Annotated in this window: 21 protein-coding genes; 14 read left to right on the top strand and 7 right to left on the bottom strand. The window is 63.1% G+C overall.

Annotated elements, in window-relative coordinates; translation table 11 throughout:
• Nucleotides 1-3: 3 nt before the first annotated feature.
• Nucleotides 4-663, top strand: coding sequence for a DUF2057 domain-containing protein (locus tag ACB032_RS07875; RefSeq protein ID WP_043121838.1), 660 nt, complete (start codon nt 4-6; stop codon nt 661-663).
• An 84-nt stretch (nt 664-747) separates the two neighbouring features.
• A complete protein-coding gene (locus ACB032_RS07880) occupies nt 748-1,644 on the top strand; it encodes a histone deacetylase (protein WP_371137695.1) in 897 nt (298 codons plus the stop codon).
• Nucleotides 1,645-1,822: 178 nt separating this feature from the next.
• Here ACB032_RS07880 and ACB032_RS07885 read toward each other — a convergent pair whose 3' ends face one another.
• On the bottom strand, nt 1,823-2,971 hold the full coding sequence (locus ACB032_RS07885) for an MFS transporter (protein ID WP_371137696.1): 1,149 nt from the start codon (nt 2,969-2,971) through the stop codon (nt 1,823-1,825).
• Between the two features lie 373 nt (nt 2,972-3,344).
• A complete protein-coding gene (gene ylqF, locus ACB032_RS07890; protein ID WP_016351290.1) occupies nt 3,345-4,295 on the bottom strand; it encodes a ribosome biogenesis GTPase YlqF in 951 nt (316 codons plus the stop codon).
• A gap of 332 nt (nt 4,296-4,627) precedes the next feature.
• Here ylqF and ACB032_RS07895 point away from each other — a divergent pair, with 332 nt between their 5' ends.
• From ACB032_RS07895 to ACB032_RS07930, 8 genes are all read left to right on the top strand, one after another.
• Nucleotides 4,628-6,019, top strand: a complete 1,392-nt coding sequence (locus ACB032_RS07895) for an alkaline phosphatase (RefSeq protein WP_219313935.1) — start codon at nt 4,628-4,630, stop codon at nt 6,017-6,019.
• A gap of 11 nt (nt 6,020-6,030) precedes the next feature.
• Entirely contained in the window at nt 6,031-7,437 is a 1,407-nt protein-coding gene (locus ACB032_RS07900; RefSeq protein ID WP_371137697.1) for an alkaline phosphatase, read from the top strand.
• A 52-nt stretch (nt 7,438-7,489) separates the two neighbouring features.
• On the top strand, nt 7,490-8,170 hold the full coding sequence (locus ACB032_RS07905; RefSeq protein WP_371137698.1) for a hypothetical protein: 681 nt from the start codon (nt 7,490-7,492) through the stop codon (nt 8,168-8,170).
• Between the two features lie 80 nt (nt 8,171-8,250).
• Nucleotides 8,251-8,982, top strand: coding sequence for a substrate-binding periplasmic protein (locus tag ACB032_RS07910; RefSeq protein ID WP_371137699.1), 732 nt, complete (start codon nt 8,251-8,253; stop codon nt 8,980-8,982).
• Between the two features lie 231 nt (nt 8,983-9,213).
• Nucleotides 9,214-9,609, top strand: a complete 396-nt coding sequence (rnk, locus tag ACB032_RS07915; RefSeq protein WP_011706600.1) for a nucleoside diphosphate kinase regulator — start codon at nt 9,214-9,216, stop codon at nt 9,607-9,609.
• Between the two features lie 189 nt (nt 9,610-9,798).
• Nucleotides 9,799-10,389, top strand: a complete 591-nt coding sequence (uhpA, locus tag ACB032_RS07920) for a transcriptional regulator UhpA (RefSeq protein ID WP_011706601.1) — start codon at nt 9,799-9,801, stop codon at nt 10,387-10,389.
• Nucleotides 10,386-11,906, top strand: a complete 1,521-nt coding sequence (uhpB, locus tag ACB032_RS07925; protein WP_045527422.1) for a signal transduction histidine-protein kinase/phosphatase UhpB — start codon at nt 10,386-10,388, stop codon at nt 11,904-11,906. The genes uhpA and uhpB overlap by 4 nt, the downstream gene beginning before the upstream one ends.
• 27 nt (nt 11,907-11,933) lie before the next feature.
• A complete protein-coding gene (locus ACB032_RS07930) occupies nt 11,934-13,262 on the top strand; it encodes an MFS transporter (RefSeq protein ID WP_371137700.1) in 1,329 nt (442 codons plus the stop codon).
• Nucleotides 13,263-13,272: 10 nt separating this feature from the next.
• On the opposite strand, the gene ACB032_RS07935 is transcribed toward ACB032_RS07930, so the two are convergent.
• The gene (locus ACB032_RS07935) at nt 13,273-14,406 is read right to left on the bottom strand and encodes a GGDEF domain-containing protein (RefSeq protein WP_371137701.1); all 1,134 of its coding nucleotides are present in this window, start codon (nt 14,404-14,406) and stop codon (nt 13,273-13,275) included.
• A 500-nt stretch (nt 14,407-14,906) separates the two neighbouring features.
• Here ACB032_RS07935 and ACB032_RS07940 point away from each other — a divergent pair, with 500 nt between their 5' ends.
• The 3 genes from ACB032_RS07940 (at nt 14,907) to ACB032_RS07950 (ending at nt 17,472) form a co-directional block, all read left to right on the top strand.
• Nucleotides 14,907-15,695 (top strand): transporter substrate-binding domain-containing protein, encoded by a 789-nt coding sequence (locus ACB032_RS07940; RefSeq protein ID WP_016351298.1) that lies wholly within the window; start codon nt 14,907-14,909, stop codon nt 15,693-15,695.
• A gap of 90 nt (nt 15,696-15,785) precedes the next feature.
• The gene (locus ACB032_RS07945; RefSeq protein ID WP_371137702.1) at nt 15,786-16,745 is read left to right on the top strand and encodes an amino acid ABC transporter permease; all 960 of its coding nucleotides are present in this window, start codon (nt 15,786-15,788) and stop codon (nt 16,743-16,745) included.
• Complete coding sequence (locus tag ACB032_RS07950) at nt 16,729-17,472, top strand: amino acid ABC transporter ATP-binding protein (RefSeq protein WP_011706607.1); 744 nt, start codon at nt 16,729-16,731, stop codon at nt 17,470-17,472. Before ACB032_RS07945 ends, ACB032_RS07950 begins: the two co-directional genes overlap by 17 nt.
• 72 nt (nt 17,473-17,544) lie before the next feature.
• On the opposite strand, the gene ACB032_RS07955 is transcribed toward ACB032_RS07950, so the two are convergent.
• Together ACB032_RS07955 and ACB032_RS07960 are read right to left on the bottom strand one after the other, a co-directional pair.
• Entirely contained in the window at nt 17,545-18,006 is a 462-nt protein-coding gene (locus tag ACB032_RS07955; protein ID WP_371137703.1) for a DUF2059 domain-containing protein, read from the bottom strand.
• Nucleotides 18,007-18,256: 250 nt separating this feature from the next.
• A complete protein-coding gene (locus ACB032_RS07960; RefSeq protein WP_011706609.1) occupies nt 18,257-19,024 on the bottom strand; it encodes an ABC transporter substrate-binding protein in 768 nt (255 codons plus the stop codon).
• A 229-nt stretch (nt 19,025-19,253) separates the two neighbouring features.
• Between ACB032_RS07960 and ACB032_RS07965 the strand changes: the two genes are divergently transcribed.
• Complete coding sequence (locus ACB032_RS07965; RefSeq protein ID WP_162516963.1) at nt 19,254-20,093, top strand: sterol desaturase family protein; 840 nt, start codon at nt 19,254-19,256, stop codon at nt 20,091-20,093.
• Nucleotides 20,094-20,178: 85 nt separating this feature from the next.
• Here the strand turns inward: ACB032_RS07965 and ACB032_RS07970 are convergent, their stop codons facing one another.
• Entirely contained in the window at nt 20,179-21,579 is a 1,401-nt protein-coding gene (locus ACB032_RS07970; RefSeq protein WP_324005082.1) for a basic amino acid/polyamine antiporter, read from the bottom strand.
• Between the two features lie 9 nt (nt 21,580-21,588).
• Nucleotides 21,589-22,491: a homocysteine S-methyltransferase family protein gene (locus tag ACB032_RS07975; protein ID WP_371137704.1), complete on the bottom strand. Its 903-nt coding sequence runs from the start codon at nt 22,489-22,491 to the stop codon at nt 21,589-21,591.
• Between the last annotated feature and the right edge of the window lie 160 nt (nt 22,492-22,651).

The raw sequence follows: 22,651 nt of genomic DNA on the forward strand, positions 1-22,651 counted from the left end.
GAAATGAAACTGACTGTTCTGGTGCCGGCCCTGGCTGGTCTGTTGTGGGCAGGTAGTGCCCTGGCCGATGCCCAATTGGAAGTGACCAACCCCTACGTCGTACAGCTGATCGATGGCCAATCCATCAATCCCAAGCTGCTCGACAAGACGAGTACCTATCCTATCAAAGCTGGCAAGCACCAACTGGTTGTCGCTTTTGAAGGCAACTACTCCAGCCGCAGCGAGACCAAGCTGGTCACTGCCGAGCCCCTGGTGATCAACTTCACCGCCGCCGACAACCAGAAGCTGGTGCTGGACTACAAGAAGCCGCGCAACGAAGCTGAAGCCAAGCTGTTCGTCAAAGAGCAGAAAGTCGCGCTGAAAGACAAGAGTAGCAACCAGGTCGTCGCCAGCGAGCAGTTCGTGCTGCCGAAAGTCGAAGGCTTCCAGCTGACCCGTGACTATCAGCAAGAGCTGCTGAACATGGGCAAGGCCTTCAACCAGCCGGCCACTGTTGCCGTCTCCACCGCCGCCGTCATGGCCGCCAACAGCGCCCCGGTGCAAGTGGCCCCGAGCAAGGCTCAGAGCAACCCGGAAGCCCTGACCCAGCTACAAAACTGGTACAACAAGGCCGATGCGGAGACCCGCAAAGCCTTCCAGATCTGGGTGATCCAGCAGCAGTAATGGCGCGCGAGCACTCGTTTCGTGCGACAAGGGGAGCCTGGCTCCCCTTTTTCATATCTGCCTCTCTGCCAAGGCCCTGCCGTCATGTCACTGCGTATCTTCTATCACCCCCTCTACTCCGCCCTGACCCTGCCAGCGCGCCATCGCTTCCCGCTGGCCAAGTACCAGGCGCTGTTCGAGCGGCTCGGCAGCCTCGGCTATCCGCTGGCAGAAGCCGCCCCCGCCACCACTGAGCAGATCAAACGGGTGCACGATGCCGCCTATGTGGAGGCAGTCCTCGCCGGCACCCTTGATGCCGGTGCCATTCGCCAGCTCGGTTTTCCCTGGTCGCCCCTGTTGATTGAGCGCACCCTGCGCTCGGTGGGGGCCACCCTGGCCGCCAGCCGCCACGCCTTGGAGCAGGGTTGTGGCCTGCAGATCTCCGGCGGTTATCACCATGCCCACCGGGATGTTGGCAGCGGCTTTTGCCTCTTCAACGATCTGGTGATCGCCGCCCAGGTGTGCCTGGACGAAGGGCGCTGCGAGCAGGTATTGATCATCGATCTCGATGTCCATCAAGGGGATGGCAGCGCAGCACTGTGCCAGGGGCGGCGCGACATCATCACCCTCTCCCTGCACGGGGAGCACAACTTCCCTCGCCACAAGCCCGCCTCCCACATGGATTTTCCCCTGCCAAGCGGCATGGCGGACGATGCCTATCTCACCACGCTGGCAGAGGCGCTCAACCTGGCGCTGCGGCTCTACACCCCCGACCTCATCCTCTATCAGGCCGGGGTCGATGTGCATAAGGACGATGAGCTTGGCTATCTCGCCTTGAGCGATGAGGGGGTCCGCCAGCGCGATGCCATGGTCTTTGACTGCGCGCAGCGGCACGGGCTGCCCATCGCTGCCGTGCCGGGCGGCGGCTACCGGCGTGACTGGCAGCAGCTGATCCCGCTGCATATGTCCTTGTTTGAAGAGGCGAAAAAGCGCTACGGCTAGCCGTTTATCTCTTCGTCAATCTCTCCTCTCCATGAAGCTCTAACTGGCAACCGTTGCAAACAACAAGGCGGCCCTGGGGCCGCCTCTTCTTTATACCGGGTACCCTATTGATACCGGGCACCCTAGCACCGTCTTGCCCCCCTTGTCGGAAAGTGAGGCTGGGGCCCTGCCGCCCCGTTCAGGCGTGTGCCACCGGCGTCGGGTGTTCACCCAGCTTGCGCAGCAACATCAGCAGATAAACGCACGACACGCCGGCGATCACGATGAACAGCTGGTTGTCCGAGTAATGCTGCATCAACAGCGCAGTACAGGCCGGGCCCAGCAGGCTGCCGATGGTGTAGCTCAGCAGCAGCGCCTGGTTCATCGCCACCAGCTGATGGTGCTCGACCTTCTCGCAGGCCCACGCCATGGCTACCGGATAGAGGGTAAAGCCGGCGGCGCCCAGCACAAACAGCGCCGGGCCCATCGCCACGCCGCCGAGCATGGCCCCGCACCCCAGGATCACTACCAGTACTTGTACCCGCAGCACCGGCAAGCGGCCAAACCGATCCGCCAGACGGCCCACCGGCCACTGCCCCAGGATGCCCGCGCTCACCATCACCGCCATCCAGTAGCCAATGCCGGCATCGCTCACCCCGCGGTGGTTCAGATAAAGCGGCATCAGGCCGTACAGCGACCCCAATACCATGCCGGAGATGATGCAGCCATCGACCCCGAGCCGCGCCTGTCGTAGCCGCAGCATCGGCCAGACCCGGGTGCTCCCTTGTTGCTCATTGCGCTCACTGACGATGCGGGTGAACAACAGCGGCAGGATAGCCGCCAATATCAGCCCGGTCGCCCAGGGCAGTACCTCCATCAGGCCGGTCGGCAGCCTGCTGACCAGCAGTTGCCCAAGCACGGTCCCCAGGTAATAGACCATCATGTAGGCGGCCAGCAGGCGCCCTCGATTGCGCGCGTTGCCACTGCACATCAGCGCGCTCTCCACCACCACCCAGATCATGGCGCAGCCGATCCCGGCGAGGAACCGCCAGCCGAGCCAGCTCCAGAAACCAAGGGTAATGCCGAGCCCGACACAGCCTGCGGCAAAGAGGGCGGAGGCCAGGTAGTAGCTGCGGTTGAACCCGTAGCTCTTGATCAGCGCCCCCGCCAGCAGGGTGCCCAGCAGGTTGCCGCTGAAATAGGAGGAGCTGACCATGCCCACCTGCCAGGTCGGCAGATTGTCATGGGCCAGCCAGAGCGGCACCAGGGTGTTCAACACCGCGATGGCCAGCGTGAGCAGCAACAGGCCGCAGAGCAACAACAGCACTGGCCGGGTGTAGGTAGTCATGGGTAATACCGTGCGGAGAGTCAAAATGCGAGCGCATCATGCCACCGCCAATGCCATTGTCAATCGGCGTTAATTGGCGCAGGGAATGTTTTTTTCGTGCAGGCAATAAAACCTCATTTGGCTCCGCTCAGCGCTTGCTCGGCAGCCCGGTTCATCTCCTTGATTAACGGGTAGTTTGGCGGTCTTGGTGAGGGCATGGCCGGTCGATCATCCTCATAGTTCTTGCGCGGCGCTATCAACATGGCCGCGGAGCGCGCACACCAAAGTACGCCACAGCAGTGGCCAAGCCGCCCCGTCATTGATGTTCAATCTACCCAAAAACGAAGAGGCGACCCCAGGGTCGCCTCTTGGTGAGTACCAGACACAACGCCGGTTAGCGCTGACGCTTCTTGGCGTACTTGCGACGCGCCCGCGCTTGACGCTCCTCTTCCCGCTCCGCCTTCTCCTTGGCCTTCTGTTCGGCCTCGGCCTCGGCTTCCACAATCTCGACGCTCACCATCGCCGGGGTCTCCAGCGAGATGCGGCCCAACAAGCCTGAGCGGAACTCGTTGACCAGGATCTCGGACGCCTTGTGCAGATCGGCCAGGCCGCCCTTGCGCATGAAGCCGCGCTGGCGGGCGATGAGCTCCAGCAGCTCGATCTCGGTTTCCGGCAGCTCGCTCAGCTGATAGCGCGCCTGGATCCGCTCCGGGTAGGCCTTGATGAAGTAATCGGCGGCAAACATGGCGATGTCGGCGTAGTCAAACACCGTGTCCTTGATGGCGGCCGTGATCGCCAAGCGGTAGCCGCAGGAGGGCGGGTTGAGCTTGGGCCACAAGAACCCTGGGGTATCGGTCAGGATGACGTTGTTGTCGAGCTTGATCCGCTGCTGGGACTTGGTCACCCCCGCCTCGTTGCCGGTACGGGCAATGATGCGCCCGGCCAGGGTATTGATCAGGGTGGATTTGCCCACGTTGGGAATGCCCATGATCATGGCGCGCACGCCGCGCAGCTCCAGATTGCGCTCCGGCAGCATCTCGTGGCAGAGGGTCAGCAGCTGCTTGATCTTCTCCGGCTCCTGCTGGGTCAGGGGCAACGCCTTGATCCCCTTCTCCTGCTCCATGTGGGCCACCCACAGCTCGGTGATCTCGGGGTCGGCGAGATCCGCCTTGTTGAGCACCTTGATCACCGGAGTATCGCCGCGCAGCTCGGGCACCAGCGGGTTTTCGCTGGAGAAGGGGATGCGGGCGTCGAGCATCTCGATGATGACATCGACCTGGGGCATGACCTCGGCAATCTCTTTGCGGGCCTTGTGCATGTGGCCGGGGAACCAGTTGATGGACATATCCGTTACTCTCATCTAGGGACTGCGGGCGCTGGCTTGCGGTGGTGCGAGCGGCGAGCGGTGGCGGACGCAGGGCGTCGCAAGGGGGCGCATTTTACCTGCACACGCCCTGATTTGACAGGCCATTCTAGCCGCCGACCGGCAATCCGGCCAGATTCTCCCCCACCCGGCCCCGTCGCCCACCGGTACCCAGTACTTCGGCTGCATTAATATAAGCTATTGATACAACATAACATTCACGCAACACCTTCATCGGATTGTCATCCCGTTTCACTAAAAGTGTCATCTGCGACCTCTAGGCTGCGCTCAGGTTTTACAAGGAGCGAACCCCAATGAGAAAGATGGCAGGACTTGCATTGATGATCGGCGCCGCCCTGGCTGCCGGCTGCAACTCCAACAACGACAGCAGTGCGCCCGCCCCCGGCGCCAAGAACGTGATCTTCTTCCTCGGCGACGGCATGGGTCTCAATACCCTGACCGCCGCCCGCATCTACGGCGTCGGTGAAGAGGGCAGCCTCACCATCGATACCCTGCCGGAGACGGCCTTCATCAAGACCTTCTCCCACGACGCCCAGGTGACCGACTCGGCCCCCTCCATGTCCGCCTACATGACCGGGGTCAAGAGCAACAACGGCGTCATCAGCATGGACAGCGACGCCACCCAGGAGAGCAACTGCAGCAAGAGCGGCGGCAAGCCGGTCACCACCTTGCTGGAGCTGGCCAAGGCCGCCGGTCGCGGCACCGGCGTGGTCACCACCACCCGGGTGACTCACGCCACCCCGGCCGCCACCTATGCCCACCTCTGCAACCGGGATCTGGAAGCCGACATCGCCGCCCAGCTGGTGCCCGGCGGCGTGGGTTACAACAGCGCCCTCAAAGAGGGGGTGGACGTGGTGCTTGGCGGCGGCAGCAGCTTCTTCTTGCCGAAGGCAGACAAGGGCAAGCGCGAGGATGGCCGCAACCTCATCGATGAGATGAAGGCCAAGGGCTACCAGTTTGCCGGCAATCTGGAGGAGTTGAACAAGGCCGAGGCGGGCAAGCCGCTGCTGGGGCTGTTTGGCTCAAGCCACATGAAATATGACCTGGACCGGCCCGCCAGCGAGCCTTCCCTGGCCCAGATGACCCTGGCCGCCATCAAGCAGCTCAAAGACCAGAAACAGGGCTACTTCCTGATGGTGGAAGGGGGCCGCATCGACCACGCCCTGCACGACACCAACGCCAAGCGTGCCCTGCAGGATACCCTCGCCTTCGACAACGCCATCAAGGCGACCCTCGACGAGGTGAAGAAAACCGATCCCGAGCTGAAAAACACCCTGATCGTGGTCACCGCCGACCATGACCACACGCTAGTCCTGAATGGTTATGCCAAGCGTACCGGCAAGACCACGGCCGACAACCCCGGCGTGCTCGGGCTGGTGAAGAACTACGAAACCGGCGAGCCGAGCAAGGATGCCGATGGCATGCCCTACACCATCATCGGCTTTGGCAACGGCTACAACCGGGTGGACGGGCCGCGCAGCAGCGTGGCGCCGCTGGACGACGCCACCGTCTCCGCCAACGACTATCACCAGGAGGTGGTGGTCAAGGTGGGCGAAATAGGCAACGAGACCCACGGCGGCACCGACGTCTTCCTCGGCGCCATCGGCCAGGGAGCGGACAGCTTCCACGGCTCACTCGACAACACCGCCGTGTTCGGCAAGGTCAAGGCTGCGGCCGGGCTGTAAGGAGCATTCCCATGAAAAGAGCCATCAACCAATCCATGAAGCAGAACCTGCATAAAACCCTGGTCAGCACGGCCCTGCTGGCCGCCCTCGGCGGCGCGGCCCAGGCACAGGCCAGCGATGCCAAGAACGTCATCCTGTTCATCGGCGACGGCATGGGCCCTACCGTGCTCACCGCCACCCGCCTCTACAAGGTGGGAGAAGAGGGCAATCTGGAGATGATGAAGCTGGCCCGCAGCGCCCGCATCAAGACCTTCTCCAACGATGCCCAGACCACCGACTCGGCCCCCTCCATGGCGGCCTATACCACCGGGGTCAAGATGAACAACGAGGTGATCGCCATGAGCAGCGACACCAGGGCCGTCGCGCCCGGCAAGGACGCCAACGGCAACAAGGGCGTCAACAACTGCACCAGCGACAACGGCAAGCCGGTGCCCACCCTTCTCGAGCTGGCCAAGGCGGCGGGCAAGTCGGTGGGGGCCGTCACCACCACCGAGCTGACCCATGCCACCCCGGCCGCCACCTACTCCCACATCTGCCATCGGGATGCCGCCTACGCCATCGCCGAGCAGGCGGTACCAGGCGGCGCCGGCTTCAACCAGGCGCTGGGGGACGGGGTCGACGTGCTGATGGGGGGCGGCGCCAACCACTGGACGCCCTACAACAGCACCAGCAACAAGGGGGGCCGCGCCGACGGGCGGGATCTCACCGCCGAGCTGACCGCTCAGGGCTATCGCTACGTCACCACCAAAGATGATCTGGCTGGCGTCAACTCGGGCAAGGTGCTTGGGCTGTTCAGCGCCAAGTCCCACCTCGACTACGAGCTGGACCGCGTCGCCAAGGGGGCGGCCAATACCCAGCCGTCGCTCTCCGAGATGACCGCCAAGGCGATCGATCTGCTCAGCCAGAACAGCCAGGGTTACTTCCTGATGGTGGAAGGGGGCCGGATCGACCACGCCCTGCACGGCACCAATGCCAAGCGCTCGCTCACCGACGCGGTGGCGCTGGACGACGCAGTCAAGACGGCGCTCGGCAAGGTGGATTTGAAAGATACCCTGATCGTGGTCACCGCCGACCATGACCACACCATGACCATCAACGGCTACTCCGCCAAGGGTAACAAGGTGCTGGATCTGGTCAAAAACGGCGATGGCTCGACCCAGAACGACGTGGATGGCAAGCCGTTCACCACCCTGGTGTTCGGCAACGGCCCCAACCGCCCCGACGTGCGTCCCACCCTCACCAGCGATCAGGTGATGGCGGACGACTACCTGCAGGAGAGCGGGGTCAAGCTCGGCTCCGAGACCCACGGTGGCGGCGATGTGATGCTGTTCGCGGACGGCGCCGGCAGCAGCCGTTTCAAGGGGACGCTGGACAACACTCGGGTGTTCGGCAAGCTGAAGGAGGCGCTCGGCCTGTAAACGGCAGGGCCCGGCAGGGTGCCGGGCTCTGCTCGTTCGAGCGATCACCCATATGCGACTGTTACTTCCGTTGTGGCTGCTCGCCAGCAGCCTCGCTTTTCCCCTCCTGGCCGATGAAGTCCCCGATCTGGCCGCCCGCATCCGCTATCAGGACCGAGTCACCAGCAGCGACGGCATCAGCAAGGAGAGCCAGTGGCAGGAGAAGTGGCTGCGGGTTGGCGATCAGGTGTGGAGCCAGCGGCTCATCCCGCTGCCCCTTGCCCGCGCCTATCACGCCACCCACGATGCCACCCCAGGTCACAAGCACTTTACCCACCAGATGGCGGCGCGCTGGGTGACCCGCGACCAGCAGGGGATGCTGCAACTGCGCTACGCCGACAGCTGGCACAACCAGCTGGTGGAGGTGCCGGAGGAGGAGTACGGTCAGGTGGCTTTCAAACCCGACTGGCCGCGGATCCGCCACCTCATCAACCCGGCCCTGTTGCAGGAGATGACTCCCCTCGATGAGGCGGCCCCCGAACAGGCGCGCTGGTATGCAAAACGCGAGGGCAAGCAGCGCACCCGTATCCTCTGGTCGAGCCGCTGGCAGTTGCCGCTGGTGGTGGAGTCGGCGAGCCTCGACGGTTATCGCAGCTACCGGATGGAGGTGACTCTCAAGCCCCTGCCAAAGAGCCTGCCCTGGCAGCAGCTGGAGGACTACCAGATCCTGGATCTGCGGGATTTCTTCGACTGACGGGACGCCCCGAATGGGGTGAGCTGACTTGTGCTGACGGGATGTTACACTCTGTGTACTCATCCCGGATCCGGCCTGCCATGCGTATTTCCCTGCTCTTGCTGCTTTGTGCCCTGCTCTTCCCCGCCGCCCAGGCTAAGGCCGTGGTGGTCATCGCCGCCGAGATCCCCCCCTATGTCATTCGCTCCTATCAGGGCGCCCCGAGCGGCATGGCCATCGAGGTGCTGGAGGAGGCGGCCCGCCGCCTCAAGGAGCCACTCACCATCGAGCTGATGCCGCTGGCCCGCGCCCTCAGCCAGACCCGCCACCGCCAGGACGTGCTGCTGGTGCCGCCGGTACGCAGCCCCCAGCGCGAACCGCAGTTCCTGTGGATTGCGCCGTTGCTGGACGAGGCCTTCGTGCTGGTCAGCCATCGCCAGTACCACCCGGCCCCCATCACCAGCAAAGAGCTGCCCGGCCTCACCGTCGGGGTGATGCGCGGCTCCTATGGCCAGAGCCTGCTACAGCCCTACCCGCAAGTGAAACAGGCGCTGGTGGCCGAGGAGATCCACAACGCCAGCAAGCTGGCGCTGGGTCGCATCCAGGGCTGGGCGGTGGCCTGGAACAGCGCCCGCTACAACCAGCAGCAGGCCGGCCTGCCGCTGGCGGATCTGGTGCGCGGCGACACCCTGCAGCGGGCCTCGCTCTATTTGGCCGCCAGCCCCCGTTTCCCGGCCGCCGAGGCGACCCGCTGGCGCAAGGCCATCGCCACCATGCGCGACGATGGCAGCCTGGCGCGCATCATCAAGCAGTACGATTACCAGGCCCCCTGACAAGCTTGTCAGGATAATTGCCAAAGCAGTCCAGAATGGTTATGGTATCCCCATGAAAGCGCTCATTATTTTATCAAGCCAGCTCACACCCCGTTGAGCCCCCGCCCTCGCCTTCGACAGCGAGTCGTTCGGGGGCATCGCATTCCCGATCTATTTTTTCGTATCGCACACTCTTTTTCGACCAGCTTGCCCGTCATCCTGGTCCTTTAACCCATTGATAAGGAATATCTTATGAAACAGCCTCATCTCGTGATCTCCAGCCTGGATCTCGACCGCATCGAGCAACTGCTCGGCAACCATCCCCAGCACCTGGCCCTGCAGGAGGAGCTGGATCGCGCCGAGATGCGCGAGCCGGCCGACATGCCGCCGGACGTGGTCACCATGAACAGCACGGTGCGCTTCAAGATGCCGAGCAGCGGCAACGAGTTCTGCCTGACCCTGGTCTACCCCAAGGACGTGCAGGGTGACGAGTCGAAGATCTCCGTGCTGGCCCCGGTCGGCAGCGCCCTGCTCGGCCTGAAGGTAGGCGACAGCATCGCCTGGCCCGGCCCGGCCGGTCGCACCATCGAGGTGGAGATCCTGGAAGTGGTCTATCAGCCGGAGCGTGCCGGCGAGCTGCACCGATAATCCTCCCGGGTACGTGCCAAATGGCTGCCGCAGGCCTGCGCACGTGCCCGCCCCTGATCCCGATCAAGCTTTGCCACAGAAGCGCCGCCGATCCCGCTCACCAGCCCTGCTTTCTCTTGAGCCCGGACGAGGGGGCAGGTATCTTGTTGGCCGCGCCAGCACCCTGGCCGCAGATTTCAGGCTGACATCATGATAAAGATTGCCCTCATCGACGATCACCAGATCGTCCGCTCCGGCTTTGCCCAACTGCTCAATCTCGAACCCGACCTGCGGGTGGTGGCCGAATTCGGCTCCGCCGCCGAGGCGCTGGCGGGCCTGCCCGGCAGCGGCGTGCAACTGTGCGTGTGCGACATCTCCATGCCGGACCAGTCCGGGCTGGATCTGCTCAAGCGCCTCCCTTCCGGCCTCGCCGTGGTGATGCTGTCGGTGCACGACAGCCCGGCGTTGATCGAACAGGCGTTGCAGGCCGGCGCCAAGGGGTTCCTCTCCAAACGCTGCAGCCCGGACGAGCTGATCGCCGCGGTGCGCACCGCCGCCCACGGCGGCTGCTACCTCACCCCGGACATCGCCCACAAGCTGGCCTGCAACAGCCAGGATCCGCTCACCAACCGGGAGCGGGAGGTGGCCCAGCTGCTGGCGCGGGGTCTGGAGGTGAAGGCCATCGCCGAGCAGCTCGGCCTCTCCCCCAAGACGGTGCACGTGCACCGCGCCAACCTGATGGACAAACTCAAGGTCAGCAACAATGTAGAGCTGGCCCACCGCATGCTGGACAGCTGGTGATCCCCCGTCTTGCCAGCTATGTCGCCATCTCGCTGGCGGCCTGCTTCATCTTTGCCGCTGGCTGGTTCTGCCTGTGGAGCATCGGCCTGCACCTGGCAGGCTCGCCCATGCTGGCGGCCCTGCTGTTCCCCTTCGGCCTGCGTCTGGGACTGCTGCTGCAAAGCCCGATCCCCTACTGGCCACCGCTGCTGCTGTGCGAATCCCTGCTGCTCTACTGGCTCAACCAGGAGGTGGGGCTGCCGCTGTGGCCGCTCATTCAGGCAGGCAGCCTGCTCACCCTGCTGCCGCTGCTGATCGCCCGCCGCCAGCCGGTGCGCAACGACTGGCAGCAGCTGCTGGTGCTGCTGGCCACCGTCACGGTGGCGGCGGGGCTGCAATCCCTGCTCTGGCATCTGGCTGGCGAGGATGGCCTCACCGCGCTGCTGCTCACCCTCACCGGCGGGCTGACGCTGACCTCCACCTGCATGCTGATCTGGCACTACCTCACCCGCGCCACCTGGGTGCCGCTCGGGCCGACCCTGGTGGATCAACCGGTGGACTGGCGTTTTCGCCATCTGGTCTGGTATCTGCTGCTGTTCGTGCTGAGCCTCTGGCTGCAGCTCGGCCTGCCCGACTCGCTGGTGCGCTTCACCCCGTTTTGTCTGGCCATCCCCATCATGGCCATGGCCTGGCGCTACGGCTGGCAGGGGGCCCTGCTCGCCACCCTGATGAACACGGTGGCACTGATGGCCGGCCAGGCCTGGCACGATCATCCGCTCGATCTGCTGCTCTCCCTGCTGGCCCAGAGCCTCACCGGCCTGCTGCTCGGCGCCGGCATCCAGCGCCAGCGCGAGCTTAACCAGGCGCTGACCCGCCAACTCGCTCACAATCGCCAACTCACCGAGCGGTTGCTGGAGACCGAAGAGAGCATCCGCAAGGAGGTGGCGCGCGAGCTGCACGACGACATCGGCCAGACCATCACCGCCATCCGCACCCAGGCCGGCATCGTGCGCCGCCTCGCCCCGGACAATGCCGGGGTCGGCCAGAGCAGCGCCCTCATCGAGACGCTGTCGCTGGGCATCTACGACGCGGTGCGCGGCCTGCTCGGCCGGCTGCGCCCCCGCCAGCTCGACGACATGAGCCTGGAGCAGGCAGTACGCGGCCTGCTGCGGGAGCTGGAGCTGGAGCGCCGCGGCATCGTCACCCGGCTTGAATGGCAGCTGGCGGATGCCGGCCTCTCCGATGCCCAGCGGGTCACCCTGTTTCGGGTCTGTCAGGAGGGGCTCAACAACGTGGTGAAACACGCCAATGCCAGCTCGGTCACCATCCGGGCCCACCGCCAGGGTGAGCGACTGACTCTGCTGCTGGAAGACGACGGCTGCGGCCTGCCCGAACACCGCACGCCCCAAGGCTATGGCCTGCTCGGCATTCGCGAGCGGGTGCAGGCGCTGGGAGGCGCATTGCAGCTTTCTTGTGTGCACGGTACCCAGCTGACCGTGACCCTGCCCGGCCGCAAACGAGAGGAGAGTCATGAGTAACACCCAGTCGCAGGGGAGAACCGCCTGATGCTCAGCTTCATGAGAAGCGCACCGCCCCAGCCCCTCATCCGCGATCAGGCCGAGATCGACGCCTGTTATCGCCACTGGCGCCTGCACATCTTGCTGACCATGTATCTGGGCTACGCGGTGTTCTACTTCACCCGCAAGAGCTTCAACTTCGCCATGCCGGACATGCTGGCCAGCGGCATGCTGAACAAGGCCGACATCGGCATGCTGTGGACCCTGTTCTACATCACCTACGGCTGCTCCAAGTTCTTCTCCGGCATCATCAGCGACCGCGCCAACCCGCGCTACTTCATGGGCCTCGGTCTGATGGCGACCGGGGTCATCAACATACTGTTCGGGCTCTCGTCGTCGCTGTGGCTGTTCGCCGCCCTCTGGGTGGCCAACGCCTTCTTCCAGGGCTGGGGCTGGCCCCCCTGCTCCAAGCTGCTCACCAGCTGGTACTCGCGCAGCGAGCGCGGCTTCTGGTGGTCGGCCTGGAACACGGCCCACAACGTGGGCGGCGCGCTCATTCCCCTCATCGTCAGCACCCTCGCCCTGCAGCACGGCTGGCGTTACGGCATGATAGGGCCCGGCCTTATCGCCATCCTTGCGGGGTTGTTCCTCTGCTGGCGACTGCGCGATACCCCGGCCGCCATGGGACTGCCCACGGTGGGCGAGTGGCGCAACGATGCCATGGAGCTGGCCCAGCAGACTCAGGATGCCGGCCTCTCCCATCGCCAGATCCTGCGCAAATACGTGCTCGGCAACCCCTATATCTGGCTGCTGGCCTGCTGCTACGTGCTGGTCTACGTGGTACGCACCGCCATCAACGACTGGGGCAATCTCTACATGACCGAGCAGCGCGGCTTCAACCTGATGAGCGCCAACTCGGCCATCTCCATGTTCGAGGTGGGGGGTTTTATCGGTGCCCTGGTGGCGGGCTGGGGATCGGACAAGCTGTTCAACGGCAACCGCGGGCCGATGAACCTCATCTTCGCGGTGGGCATATTGCTGGCGGTGGGATCGCTCTGGCTGATGCCCTTCTTCAGCTATGTGATGCAGGCGGCCTGTTTCTTCACCATCGGCTTCTTCGTGTTCGGCCCCCAGATGCTGATCGGCATGGCGGCGGCCGAGTGCTCCCACAAGAATTCGGCGGGGGCCGCCACCGGCTTCGTCGGTCTGTTTGCCTACATGGGGGCAGCGCTCTCTGGTTATCCGCTGGCGAGGGTGCTGGAGATCTGGCACTGGCAAGGCTTCTTCGTGGTGATCTCGGTGGCCGCCGGCGTCTCCGCCCTGCTGCTGCTGCCCTTCCTCAAGGCGCAGGCGCCACGTCCCCGCGACGCCGATTGACCGGCTAGGCTTACGCCAGCCGGCAGACCCGGTTTTTGCCCTCCCGCTTGGCCTGATAGAGGGCGCGATCCGCCTGGCTGAACAGGGTGTCGAAATGCCAGCTGTGCTGGCAGCGCACCAGCCCCATGCTGACGGTGATGCCGATCCCTTGCATGTCCTGCGCCGCCAGAGAGCGAATGATCTGCTCGCAGCGCTGCTGCTGCGCCGTTTCATCCTCCTGCGGCAGCAGCAACACAAACTCCTCGCCGCCAAAGCGACTGGCCACCAGCTCATGCTGAGCGCCAAGATAGGCCCCCACCGCTGCCAGCACCTTGTCCCCCATCTCATGACCATGGCGATCGTTGATCTGCTTGAAATCATCGAGATCCAGCACCGCCAGGGCGCCGAACTCGGTCATCCGGCGCCGGGCCATCAGCTCCATGAAACCGCGCCGGTTGAGCAGGCCGGTGAGCGGATCGTGGCTCGCCTGCTGGCGCAGGGCCAGCGCCCGGTACTGGGTACAGAGCAGCAGCACCCCGAAGGTGGAGAGGTAGCTGCCCATCAACATGGAGAGGAAGGGCAGCACGTTGACACCGCTCTGATCCATCAAAACTCTGGCGTCCCCCTGCAGCAGAAATGCCATGCGCAGCAGGTTGAAGCCATAGAGCAGGATGTTGACCACGGTGAACACCAGTACGGCGGGCAGATAGGCGGGATAGCCGTGCCGCCAGATGAGAAAGACGATCACCGCCCCCAGCACCATGTAGCTCAGGCAGGCCAGCAACACCCGGGGGGCCATCTGATCGTTGAAGGCAATGCTCCAGCTCAGGATCAGCACATAGATCAGCATGAACCAGCCGCTGGCAGACCAGCTGAGGGGCTGGCCGAAGAAACGCTGCAATGCCAGCGGCATCAGGGTGATGCAGACGGTGATCAGCAGATTGGCCAGCCAGATCCCCGCCAGACTCGGCATGAAGGCCTGCAGGGTAAAGAGGCTCTGGGCCGCCAGTGCGAACAGACTGGACCACCACCAGTATCCGAGTCCGGGGATCTCCCTGTGGGTCGACCAGATGATGGAGAGGGTGATGAAGCCGAGGCTGTAGCCACCCAGCGCCATGATCATCAGGGTGAATACATCCAGCTTGAGCAGTATTGAGGCGTCCATACCAGTGCCACTAAACGAAGGTAACTGAGTATATTGGAAGCGCAAAACAAGACCCAGCGGTGTCTGACTAAATCCTCAATTAAAAATCATTTAGTGGGAGGCAATCGCACTCGATAAATTCATTCGAATCTGTTTTTGGCGCTTGGCGGCCAGGTGAGCAACAATTGACACTGCTGATGGCGAGCTGGCCTGTAACAAAATGTGCTGAATACATTTTTGGCTTGAACCCGCCTCATTAGATAGATATGTTGTTTTCGTGTGATTTTATGAGTGTCGCCATGGGGAAAAAGCGCCACTAACCTATTGAGTCATCTGGCACAATCGGAATTTGGTACATTTTTCACTCAATGAGCGGCAAATAGAATCTCATATGGGGCTTTTGCCTCAATCAAGACAATAATCCTGTCTTGCCCTGTTGCCGGATGCAGCAGTCTCTTGTGCCACGGAGTCGCACGGGATCAGGTTCAAGGCCGAACACACTTTTGACAGAGACGTCACTTATGATCAAAAAACTCATTCTTTCTACCCTGCTGCTGTGCGGGCTGGCCAACGCGGCGCCCACCTCCACCCTGGATGCCGTGCTGGAGCGCGGCGTGCTGCGGGTCGGTTTCGACGCCGGCTATCAACCCTTCGAAATGACCAACAAGCAGGGCCAGTACATCGGCTTTGACGTGGATCTGGCCAAGATGGTCGCCAAGGAGATGGGCGTGAAGGTCGAGTTCGTCAACACTGCCTGGGATGGCATCATTCCGGCCCTCTTGACCGACAAGTTCGACGTCATCATGGGCGGCATGACCGTCACCCCTCAGCGCAACCTGCGCGTCAACTTTGCCGACCCCTACATCGTGGTCGGGCAGACCATCGTCCTGCGCAAGGACAAGGCTGGCGAGATCAAATCCTTCACCGACCTCAACGATCCCAAGTACAAGATCGCGGTCAAGCTCGGCACCACCGGCGAGCAGGCAGTCAAGCGTCTGATCCCGAAAGCCACCCTGCTGCAGTTTGAAACCCAGGATGACGCCAAGCTGGAAGTGATCAACGGCAAGGTCGATGCCTTCGTCTACGACCTGCCCTACAACGCCATCTTCGCCACCCAGAACAAGGGCGCCGTGGTGCACCTCGACAAGCCGTTCACCTTCGAACCGCTGGCCTGGGCCATCCGCAAGGGCGACCAGGACACCCTCAACTGGTTCAACAACTACCTGCGCCAAATCAAGGGCGACGGCAGCTACGACCGCCTCTACCAGAAGTGGTTCGAGTCCACCGCCTGGCTGAACCAGCTCAAGTAACCTCGCAAGGGGCGGCCCGCCGCCCCTTCACGCAGATCCCCACACAATAACTACAACGAGGTTGCGACAGTGCACAACCCAACAAGACAGATGGAAAAACAACCCAATCAACTGCTCTGGCACGGGGTCTTCCTGCTGATCGTGCTGGCCGCCATCTTTGGCATCTACAAGGCCGTGCAATCGGTGGATTACACCTGGCGCTGGGAGCGGATCCCCCAGTACATCGCCTATCAGGCAGAACAGAAAAATTACGCCGAATTTGACGGTACCGTGATCGCCGGCACCACCGAGGCCGACAAGGGCAAACTGTTTTTGCAAAACGATCTCGATCCCAACCAGCGCCAAGCCATCGCCATCAGCGGCGGCCAGGTAGCGGAAGGGGACACCGTCTTTCGCGGCGACACCCTCGACACCCAGCTGAGCTGGACTGCCGGCCCCATCGCCTGGGGCGTCTGGGTCACGGTCAAACTCTCGCTGGTGGCGGGCATCTTCGCCATCCTGCTCGGCACCCTGGCCGGGCTGGCCCGACTCTCCCCCAATCCCGCCCTGCGCAACCTGGCGGTTACCTACGTGGAGCTCATCCGCGGCACCCCGCTGCTGGTGCAGATCTTCATCGTCTACTTCTTCATCGGCACCGTGCTGAACCTCGACCGATTCACCGCCGGGGTAGCGGCACTGGCAGTCTTTACCGGCGCCTACGTGGCGGAAATCGTCCGTGCCGGCATCAGCTCCATTCACAAGGGGCAGATGGAAGCGGGCAGAAGCCTCGGCATGACCTCGGCCCAGACCATGCGCTACGTCATTTTGCCGCAGGCTTTCAAGCGGGTGCTGCCGCCGCTGGCAGGCCAGTTCATCAACCTTATCAAGGACTCCTCGCTGGTCTCTGTCATCTCCATCACCGATCTCACCAAGGCGGGGCGCGAGGTGGTGAGCTCCACCTTCAGCCCGTTCGAGGTGTGGTTCACCGTGGCCCTGCTCTATCTGGTGCTCACTGGTACCCTTTCCTTCCTAGTGCGTCGTCTGGAGGTGAAATATGCGCGCAGCAACTGATCCCATTATCAAAGCCAGTGGCGTGGAGAAGTTCTACGGCACCGAAGTGCACGCCCTCAAGAACGTCAGCACCCAGGTCGCCGAGGGGGAAGTGGTGGTGATCGTCGGCCCCAGCGGCTCCGGCAAGTCCACCTTCCTGCGCACCCTCAACCAGCTGGAGACCATCAACGACGGCAATATCGTGGTGGATGGCATCAGCCTGACCGAACCCGGTGACGTCAACAAATTGCGGGAAGAGGTGGGCATGGTGTTCCAGTCTTTCAACCTCTTCCCCCATCTGAACGTGCTGGACAACATCTGCCTCGCCCCGCAGAAGGTGCGCGGACTGTCGCGTCGCGATGCCGAAGACAGAGCCAAGGCCCTGCTGCTCAAAGTCGGTCTGTCGGCCAAGGCCGAGAGCTACCCCTCCCAGCTCTCCGGCGGCCAGCAGCAGCGGGTGGCCATTGCCCGGGCGCTCGCCATGCAGCCACGCATCATGCTGTTTGACGAGCCCACCAGCGCGCTCGACCCCGAGATGGTGGGCGAGGTGCTGGACGTGATGAAGGGACTGGCCCGCGAGGGGATGACCATGGTGGTGGTCACCCACGAGATGGGCTTTGCCCGTGAGGTGGCAGATCGGGTGCTCTTTATGGAGAGCGGCGAGCTGCTGGTAGACGAGAAGCCGACGGACTTTTTCGACAATCCCCCCTCCCCGCGCCTGCGCCAGTTCCTGAGCCAAGTGCTGTAATAGCGCCGGCGATAAAAAGCAGAAGAGGGAGCCCATGGCTCCCTCTTTTCGTTGATACCCTGCCGACAATATCTATTTTGTCGCTTTGCGTTTTGCTTCATCCAGCATGGCTTGCAGTGCCGGCATGTTGCGCTCGGCCAGAGATTGGCCCACCAGCGAGCTCTCCTGAAAGATGGCCGGCATGGTATCCAGGGATTTCTTCCCGACCGGGCTTTGATAAAAGGCGATCAGCGCCTTGAGCTCAGCCTCGGTGAAATGCTTGCGGTAGATAGCGGCCACTTCGGTACTCATGGCCCCCCAGGAGAGGTAACGGTTCACCCAGGCCTCCAGTACATCGCGGTGCTGGGCCAACTCCTGTGCATGTTCACCGGCGCCCCGGATGATCAGCGGGATCATCTGTGCCTGCATCTGGGCCTGCAGCTGCTCCGCCTGTTGCTCGCTGTTGAGCAGGTTGACCAGTTCCTGAGCGGGATCGGCCCACACACAGCCACTCCACACCAGGGCGATGACAACCCCTCTTTTCACCCACTGCATAACAACCTCGCTAATCATATAAAAACAACAGGTTATATTGATTTATCAAACAGACCAGTCGCCAGATGGTGGTGATGCGTGCAAGGTCTGTGATGGTCACCCAGATCGGTGCCGGCGACCCCCTGTGGTGCTGCCTTTCCCACCGCCGTCACCGGTGACCCACCAAAAACAGCAGAGGGACTCTCAGTCCCTCTGCTGTTGGCCGAAACCCTGTGTTTATCGGCTGAATCTGACTGGCTCCCTTATCAGTTCAGCGCGGGGACTTTCCCAGATAACGCTCCACTATGGTTCGGATCCCGTCCCGCTTCTTGAGCTCGTAGAGCCGCTTGTCGAACTGCTCGGCAAAGTCCTCCTTGAAGTCGAACTCCCCCTTGCGGCTGTAGCCGAGGAACCCCTGCTCCTTGCTGAGCACCGGCCCCTGCTTGAGCTGGGACATGTCGGCCACCGCCAGCTGGTTGCCCTTGATCATGTTGAGCAGCTCATAGAGCAGGGAGAGGCGGTCGTTGACGGTACAGTCCACCCGGCCGCGCACTATCTTGAGCAGGTTCTCCCGGTTGCTCTTCACCTCCTCCAACCCGATCTTCTGCTGCTGGACCGCCTGCCAGAAGGGGGCGCCGCCGATGGTGAAACCGGCATTCATGCCAAAGCGCAGCCCGTAGTAGTCAGCCGGGAACTGTGCCTGCGGGGTATTGACCGCCACCCCGGCGCCGCACATCACCACCAGCTCCTCATCAAGCAGGGGCTGGGAGTAGGGCCACATCCAGGGACGGCTGTCGGGCTGATAGTAGGGTGGAAAGATGGCGAAGGCACTGCCCTGTTCCACCATGCTGAGACCCCGCCGCCAGGGCATGGCCTTGAGCACCACCTCGTACTCATCCATGGAGGCCGTCACGCTGCGCACTATGTCGGCATAGATCCCCTTCACCTCCTCCCCCTCCTGCCAGGAGTAGGGCGGATAGTTGGCATCGGCCAGGATCTCGACCCGGGTCTTGGCCTGCGCCAGCAGGCAGACTCCCATCAACAAACAACACCACAGCCGCATCATCTGCCACTCCAGAGGTAGAAAACCTCATCAAGCATAGTCACTGCGCCATGGCTCAGAGAGCCATCACGCCCTTTCATGGCCATGCGTTTGCGGCCTCCCGTCATTAGTGTCAGATGGCGATGTCTATCGGGTGAAAATTGTTAATGAAAGATTAAATCCATCCTTTATGCTGGAGAGCAATTGCTCTGACTGGATACCCGACATGGATGTGCAACTGATCCTGCTCTACCTCTCGCCGCTCTTTCTGGCCTTCATCGGCTGGGAGATGCTCTATCTGCGCAAACATGGCGCCGCCTATCCCACCGCCGGCTACCAGTGGAAGGATCTCTTCGCCAACGCCACCCTGGCACTGATGCATCAAGGGGGGGACGCGCTGACGGCCATCGCCATCGCCTACCTCTACGACGCCCTCTGGGGCTGGCGGCTGCTGGATATCGATCTCAACTTCTGGAGCCTGCTGCTGCTCTTTTTGTTGCAGGATCTCTGCTACTGGCTGTTCCACTTCGCCAGCCACCACGTGCGCTGGTTGTGGGCCTCCCACGTGGTGCACCACAGCTCGGAGCGGCTCAACCTCTCCACCGCCTTTCGCCAGAGCCTGATGTATCCGGTCTCCGGCATGTGGCTGTTCTGGATCCCGATGATCCTCATCGGCTTCCCACCCGAGGCGGTGGTGGCCACCGTGCTCTTGAGCCTGGGTTTTCAGTTCTTCGTCCACACCCAGGTGGTGGGCAAGCTAGGCAGGCTGGAGTGGGTTTTCAACACCCCCTCCCACCACAGGGTGCACCACGCCAGCAACGCCAAATACATAGATCGCAACTTCGCCGGCGTGCTCATTATCTGGGACAGGCTGTTCGGCACCTTCGTGGAAGAGGACCCTGCCGAGCCGTGTCGCTTCGGCATCACCAAGCCCATCCACAGCTTCAACCCGCTCACCCTCACCTTCCACGAGTGGCGCGACATGCTGCAAGAGGCCCGCGGCCTGCCCTGGCGGCAAAAGCTCGCGGTGCTGTTTGGCAAACCCGCCGGCCCCGCCAGCCGCTAACCCCTTGCCGCCGCTAACACAAGTGCATGTCGCAGACAAAAAGAGAGCGCCCCTGGGCGCTCTCTTGCATTGGGTCATAACCCGGTCAGACGTGAGCAAAAGACCAGATGGCGGGGATCAAGCTCAGCAGCGTCACTCCGGCCAGCAGCCGCTCGCGCCCGCTGAGTCGCAGCTCCGCCCCCAGCTGGCGGCGGCTGTAGAGAAACAGCAGCAGACCCGGCCCGTAGAGCAGCAAGGAGAGCAGCAGGTACTCCACGCCGGCGGCGTAGAGCAGCCAGAGGCCGTAACCACTCGACACCAGCGCTACCGCCCGCATCAGGCCATTGCCCTCCCCACGCAAGGAGAGCTTGAGCAGGAACAGACCGATCAACAGGTAGGGCACCAGGATCATCGAGGTAGAAATGAGCAGCAGGTTGGTGTAACCCTTGCCTAGCAGCCACACCAGCAGCAGGCAGCCCTGCACCGTCAGACTGGTGAGCCACAGCGATGCGATCGGGGTGCCGTTGCGGTTCTGGCGCTGGAAGATGGCCGGGAAGGCGCCGTGGCGCGCCGCGCTGAACGGCACCTCGGCCGAGAATAGGGTCCAGCTCACGTAGGAGGCCAGTACCGAGACGATAAGGCCGACACTGATCAGCAGCTTGCCCCAGGAGCCGGTCATCTGGGCCATCAACCCCGCCATGGAGGGGTTGGGCAGGGCCGCGAGCTCGGGGCGACTCAGGATCCCGAGCGCCAGCACCGAGATGAGCACATAGAGCAGCAGCGCCAGCACCACCCCGAGCACGGTGGCCGTGCCCACGTCCCGCTTGTGTCTGGCCCGGGCCGACAGCACCGCCGCCCCCTCGATGCCGGTGAAGACCCAGAGGGTGATGAGCATGGTGTTGCGCACCTGCTCGGAGACCGGTGTCGCCAGGGTACTGCCCTGCTGATCCGCCACAAAGGTGACCGGGTCGAACCAGTAGCAGGCGAACAGGATGAACAGCAGCAGCGGCAGGCTCTTGGCCAGGGTCGCCACCAGGTTGAACAGGGCCGCCTGTTGCACGCCGCGGGCCACCAGCAGGTGCACCGCCCAGAGAATGCAGGACTCGCCGATGAAGGCTGCTAGGGTGTTGCCCTCGCCAAACCAGACCCGCTCCGGGGTGTCGACGAAGCTGCCCAGCGCCGCGAAGGCAATCACCAGATAGCCCACCACGCCGATGGTGGCGCAGAGCCAATAGCCCCAGGCGGAGAAGAAACCCACCAGATCGCCGAAACCGGCGCGGGCATAGCTGTAGATGCCGCCATCGAGATCCGGCCTTAATCGCGACAGATACAGAAAACTCATGGCCAGCGCCAGGATGCCCACCCCGGTCACCCCCCAGCCGATCAGCACGGCGCGGGCGCCAGCCACCTCGGCCATGTTCTGCGGCAGACTGAAGATCCCCGCCCCCACCATGGAGCTGAACACCAGGGCCGTGAGGGACCAGAGCCCGATCTTGCTCTCTTTCATGGGCTCTCCTTAGCGCAGCCGGCTGGCCAGGGCCTGGATATGCTCCGGCCCGATGCCGCAGCAACCGCCGATAAGGTTTGCCCCGGCAGCGCGCCAGCGCTCGGCCCAGCCAAGGTAATCCAGCGGTCCCAGATCGGTGCGGATCTCGTCCAGCCCGTCGTTGGCGGTCGCCTCCTTGGGCTGGGGCGGGAAGGCGTTGGCATAGGCGCCGAGCCGGATGTCGCTGCGACCCTGCTCTTGCAAAGCGGCACCGGCCACCCTGAGCGCCTCTTCGATCACCTCGGGCTGACAGCAGTTGAACAGGATGGCGTCCACCCCGGCCGATGCCAGTGCGGTAACCGCATCGGCCACTCGCTCGCCGGAGCGCAGGGTCGGCTCACTGCCCGGCGCCTCGTCTTCCAGGGTGAAGGAGACCCAGAACGGCTTGCCATCCTCGGGCAGCAGGGCCCGGATGGCCAGCGGCTCGGCAATCAGGCTCATGGTCTCCGCCAGCCAGAGATCCACGTGAGGGGAGAGCGCCCGGATAAGCGGGGTCGCCAGATCGCTCGCCCTGCCTGCGTCGAACAAGTCGGCGCGGTAGGAACCAAACAGCGGCGGCAAGGAGCCGGCCACCTGCACGCGACCAGGCTGCTCGTCGGCCACCTCGCGGGCCAGCTGGCCGGCCAGCGCAGCCAGCCCTTCCCCCTCTGCCACAAAGCGCGCGTCACCGATATGAAACGGCACCAGCGCATAGCTGTTGGTGGTGATGACCCGGGCCCCGCTCGCCACATAGGCCTGATGCACCTCGCGCACCGTCTCGGGGGCCTCCATCAGGGCCAGCGCCGACCACTCCGGCTGGCGAAACGGCGCACCCCGCCGTGCCAGCTCGCGTCCCATACCGCCATCCAGTACCCACAAATCCTTTGTATCCATCTCTGTCTCTCTGCGTGTCCCCGTCGTGACGGGTATTTATTGTGCTGAGCCAAAAAAGCCATCAAAACATCTAGACGGCTAGAATGCCTTTTCATCATGACCCAAAGTAGAACAAGAGGCAATCGGGTGCTACGAACAAATCTGAACAAGCTCAGGGAGA

The sequence above is a fragment of the Aeromonas sp. S5(2024) genome (genome assembly GCF_041403025.1).
GTDB lineage: Bacteria > Pseudomonadota > Gammaproteobacteria > Enterobacterales > Aeromonadaceae > Aeromonas > Aeromonas hydrophila.

Coding starts and splice junctions, on each gene's coding strand:
- rnk (WP_011706600.1), top strand. CDS start 9,214: ATGAAACAGCCTCATCTCGTGATCTCCAGCCTGGATCTCGACCGCATC.
- ACB032_RS07935 (WP_371137701.1), bottom strand. CDS start 14,406: ATGGACGCCTCAATACTGCTCAAGCTGGATGTATTCACCCTGATGATC.
- ACB032_RS07950 (WP_011706607.1), top strand. CDS start 16,729: ATGCGCGCAGCAACTGATCCCATTATCAAAGCCAGTGGCGTGGAGAAG.
- ACB032_RS07975 (WP_371137704.1), bottom strand. CDS start 22,491: ATGGATACAAAGGATTTGTGGGTACTGGATGGCGGTATGGGACGCGAG.
- ACB032_RS07970 (WP_324005082.1), bottom strand. CDS start 21,579: ATGAAAGAGAGCAAGATCGGGCTCTGGTCCCTCACGGCCCTGGTGTTC.
- ACB032_RS07945 (WP_371137702.1), top strand. CDS start 15,786: ATGGAAAAACAACCCAATCAACTGCTCTGGCACGGGGTCTTCCTGCTG.
- ACB032_RS07940 (WP_016351298.1), top strand. CDS start 14,907: ATGATCAAAAAACTCATTCTTTCTACCCTGCTGCTGTGCGGGCTGGCC.
- ACB032_RS07960 (WP_011706609.1), bottom strand. CDS start 19,024: ATGGGAGTCTGCCTGCTGGCGCAGGCCAAGACCCGGGTCGAGATCCTG.
- ACB032_RS07910 (WP_371137699.1), top strand. CDS start 8,251: ATGCGTATTTCCCTGCTCTTGCTGCTTTGTGCCCTGCTCTTCCCCGCC.
- ACB032_RS07905 (WP_371137698.1), top strand. CDS start 7,490: ATGCGACTGTTACTTCCGTTGTGGCTGCTCGCCAGCAGCCTCGCTTTT.
- ACB032_RS07875 (WP_043121838.1), top strand. CDS start 4: ATGAAACTGACTGTTCTGGTGCCGGCCCTGGCTGGTCTGTTGTGGGCA.
- ylqF (WP_016351290.1), bottom strand. CDS start 4,295: ATGTCCATCAACTGGTTCCCCGGCCACATGCACAAGGCCCGCAAAGAG.
- ACB032_RS07885 (WP_371137696.1), bottom strand. CDS start 2,971: ATGACTACCTACACCCGGCCAGTGCTGTTGTTGCTCTGCGGCCTGTTG.
- ACB032_RS07955 (WP_371137703.1), bottom strand. CDS start 18,006: ATGCAGTGGGTGAAAAGAGGGGTTGTCATCGCCCTGGTGTGGAGTGGC.
- ACB032_RS07880 (WP_371137695.1), top strand. CDS start 748: ATGTCACTGCGTATCTTCTATCACCCCCTCTACTCCGCCCTGACCCTG.
- ACB032_RS07965 (WP_162516963.1), top strand. CDS start 19,254: ATGGATGTGCAACTGATCCTGCTCTACCTCTCGCCGCTCTTTCTGGCC.
- ACB032_RS07930 (WP_371137700.1), top strand. CDS start 11,934: ATGCTCAGCTTCATGAGAAGCGCACCGCCCCAGCCCCTCATCCGCGAT.
- ACB032_RS07895 (WP_219313935.1), top strand. CDS start 4,628: ATGAGAAAGATGGCAGGACTTGCATTGATGATCGGCGCCGCCCTGGCT.
- uhpA (WP_011706601.1), top strand. CDS start 9,799: ATGATAAAGATTGCCCTCATCGACGATCACCAGATCGTCCGCTCCGGC.
- ACB032_RS07900 (WP_371137697.1), top strand. CDS start 6,031: ATGAAAAGAGCCATCAACCAATCCATGAAGCAGAACCTGCATAAAACC.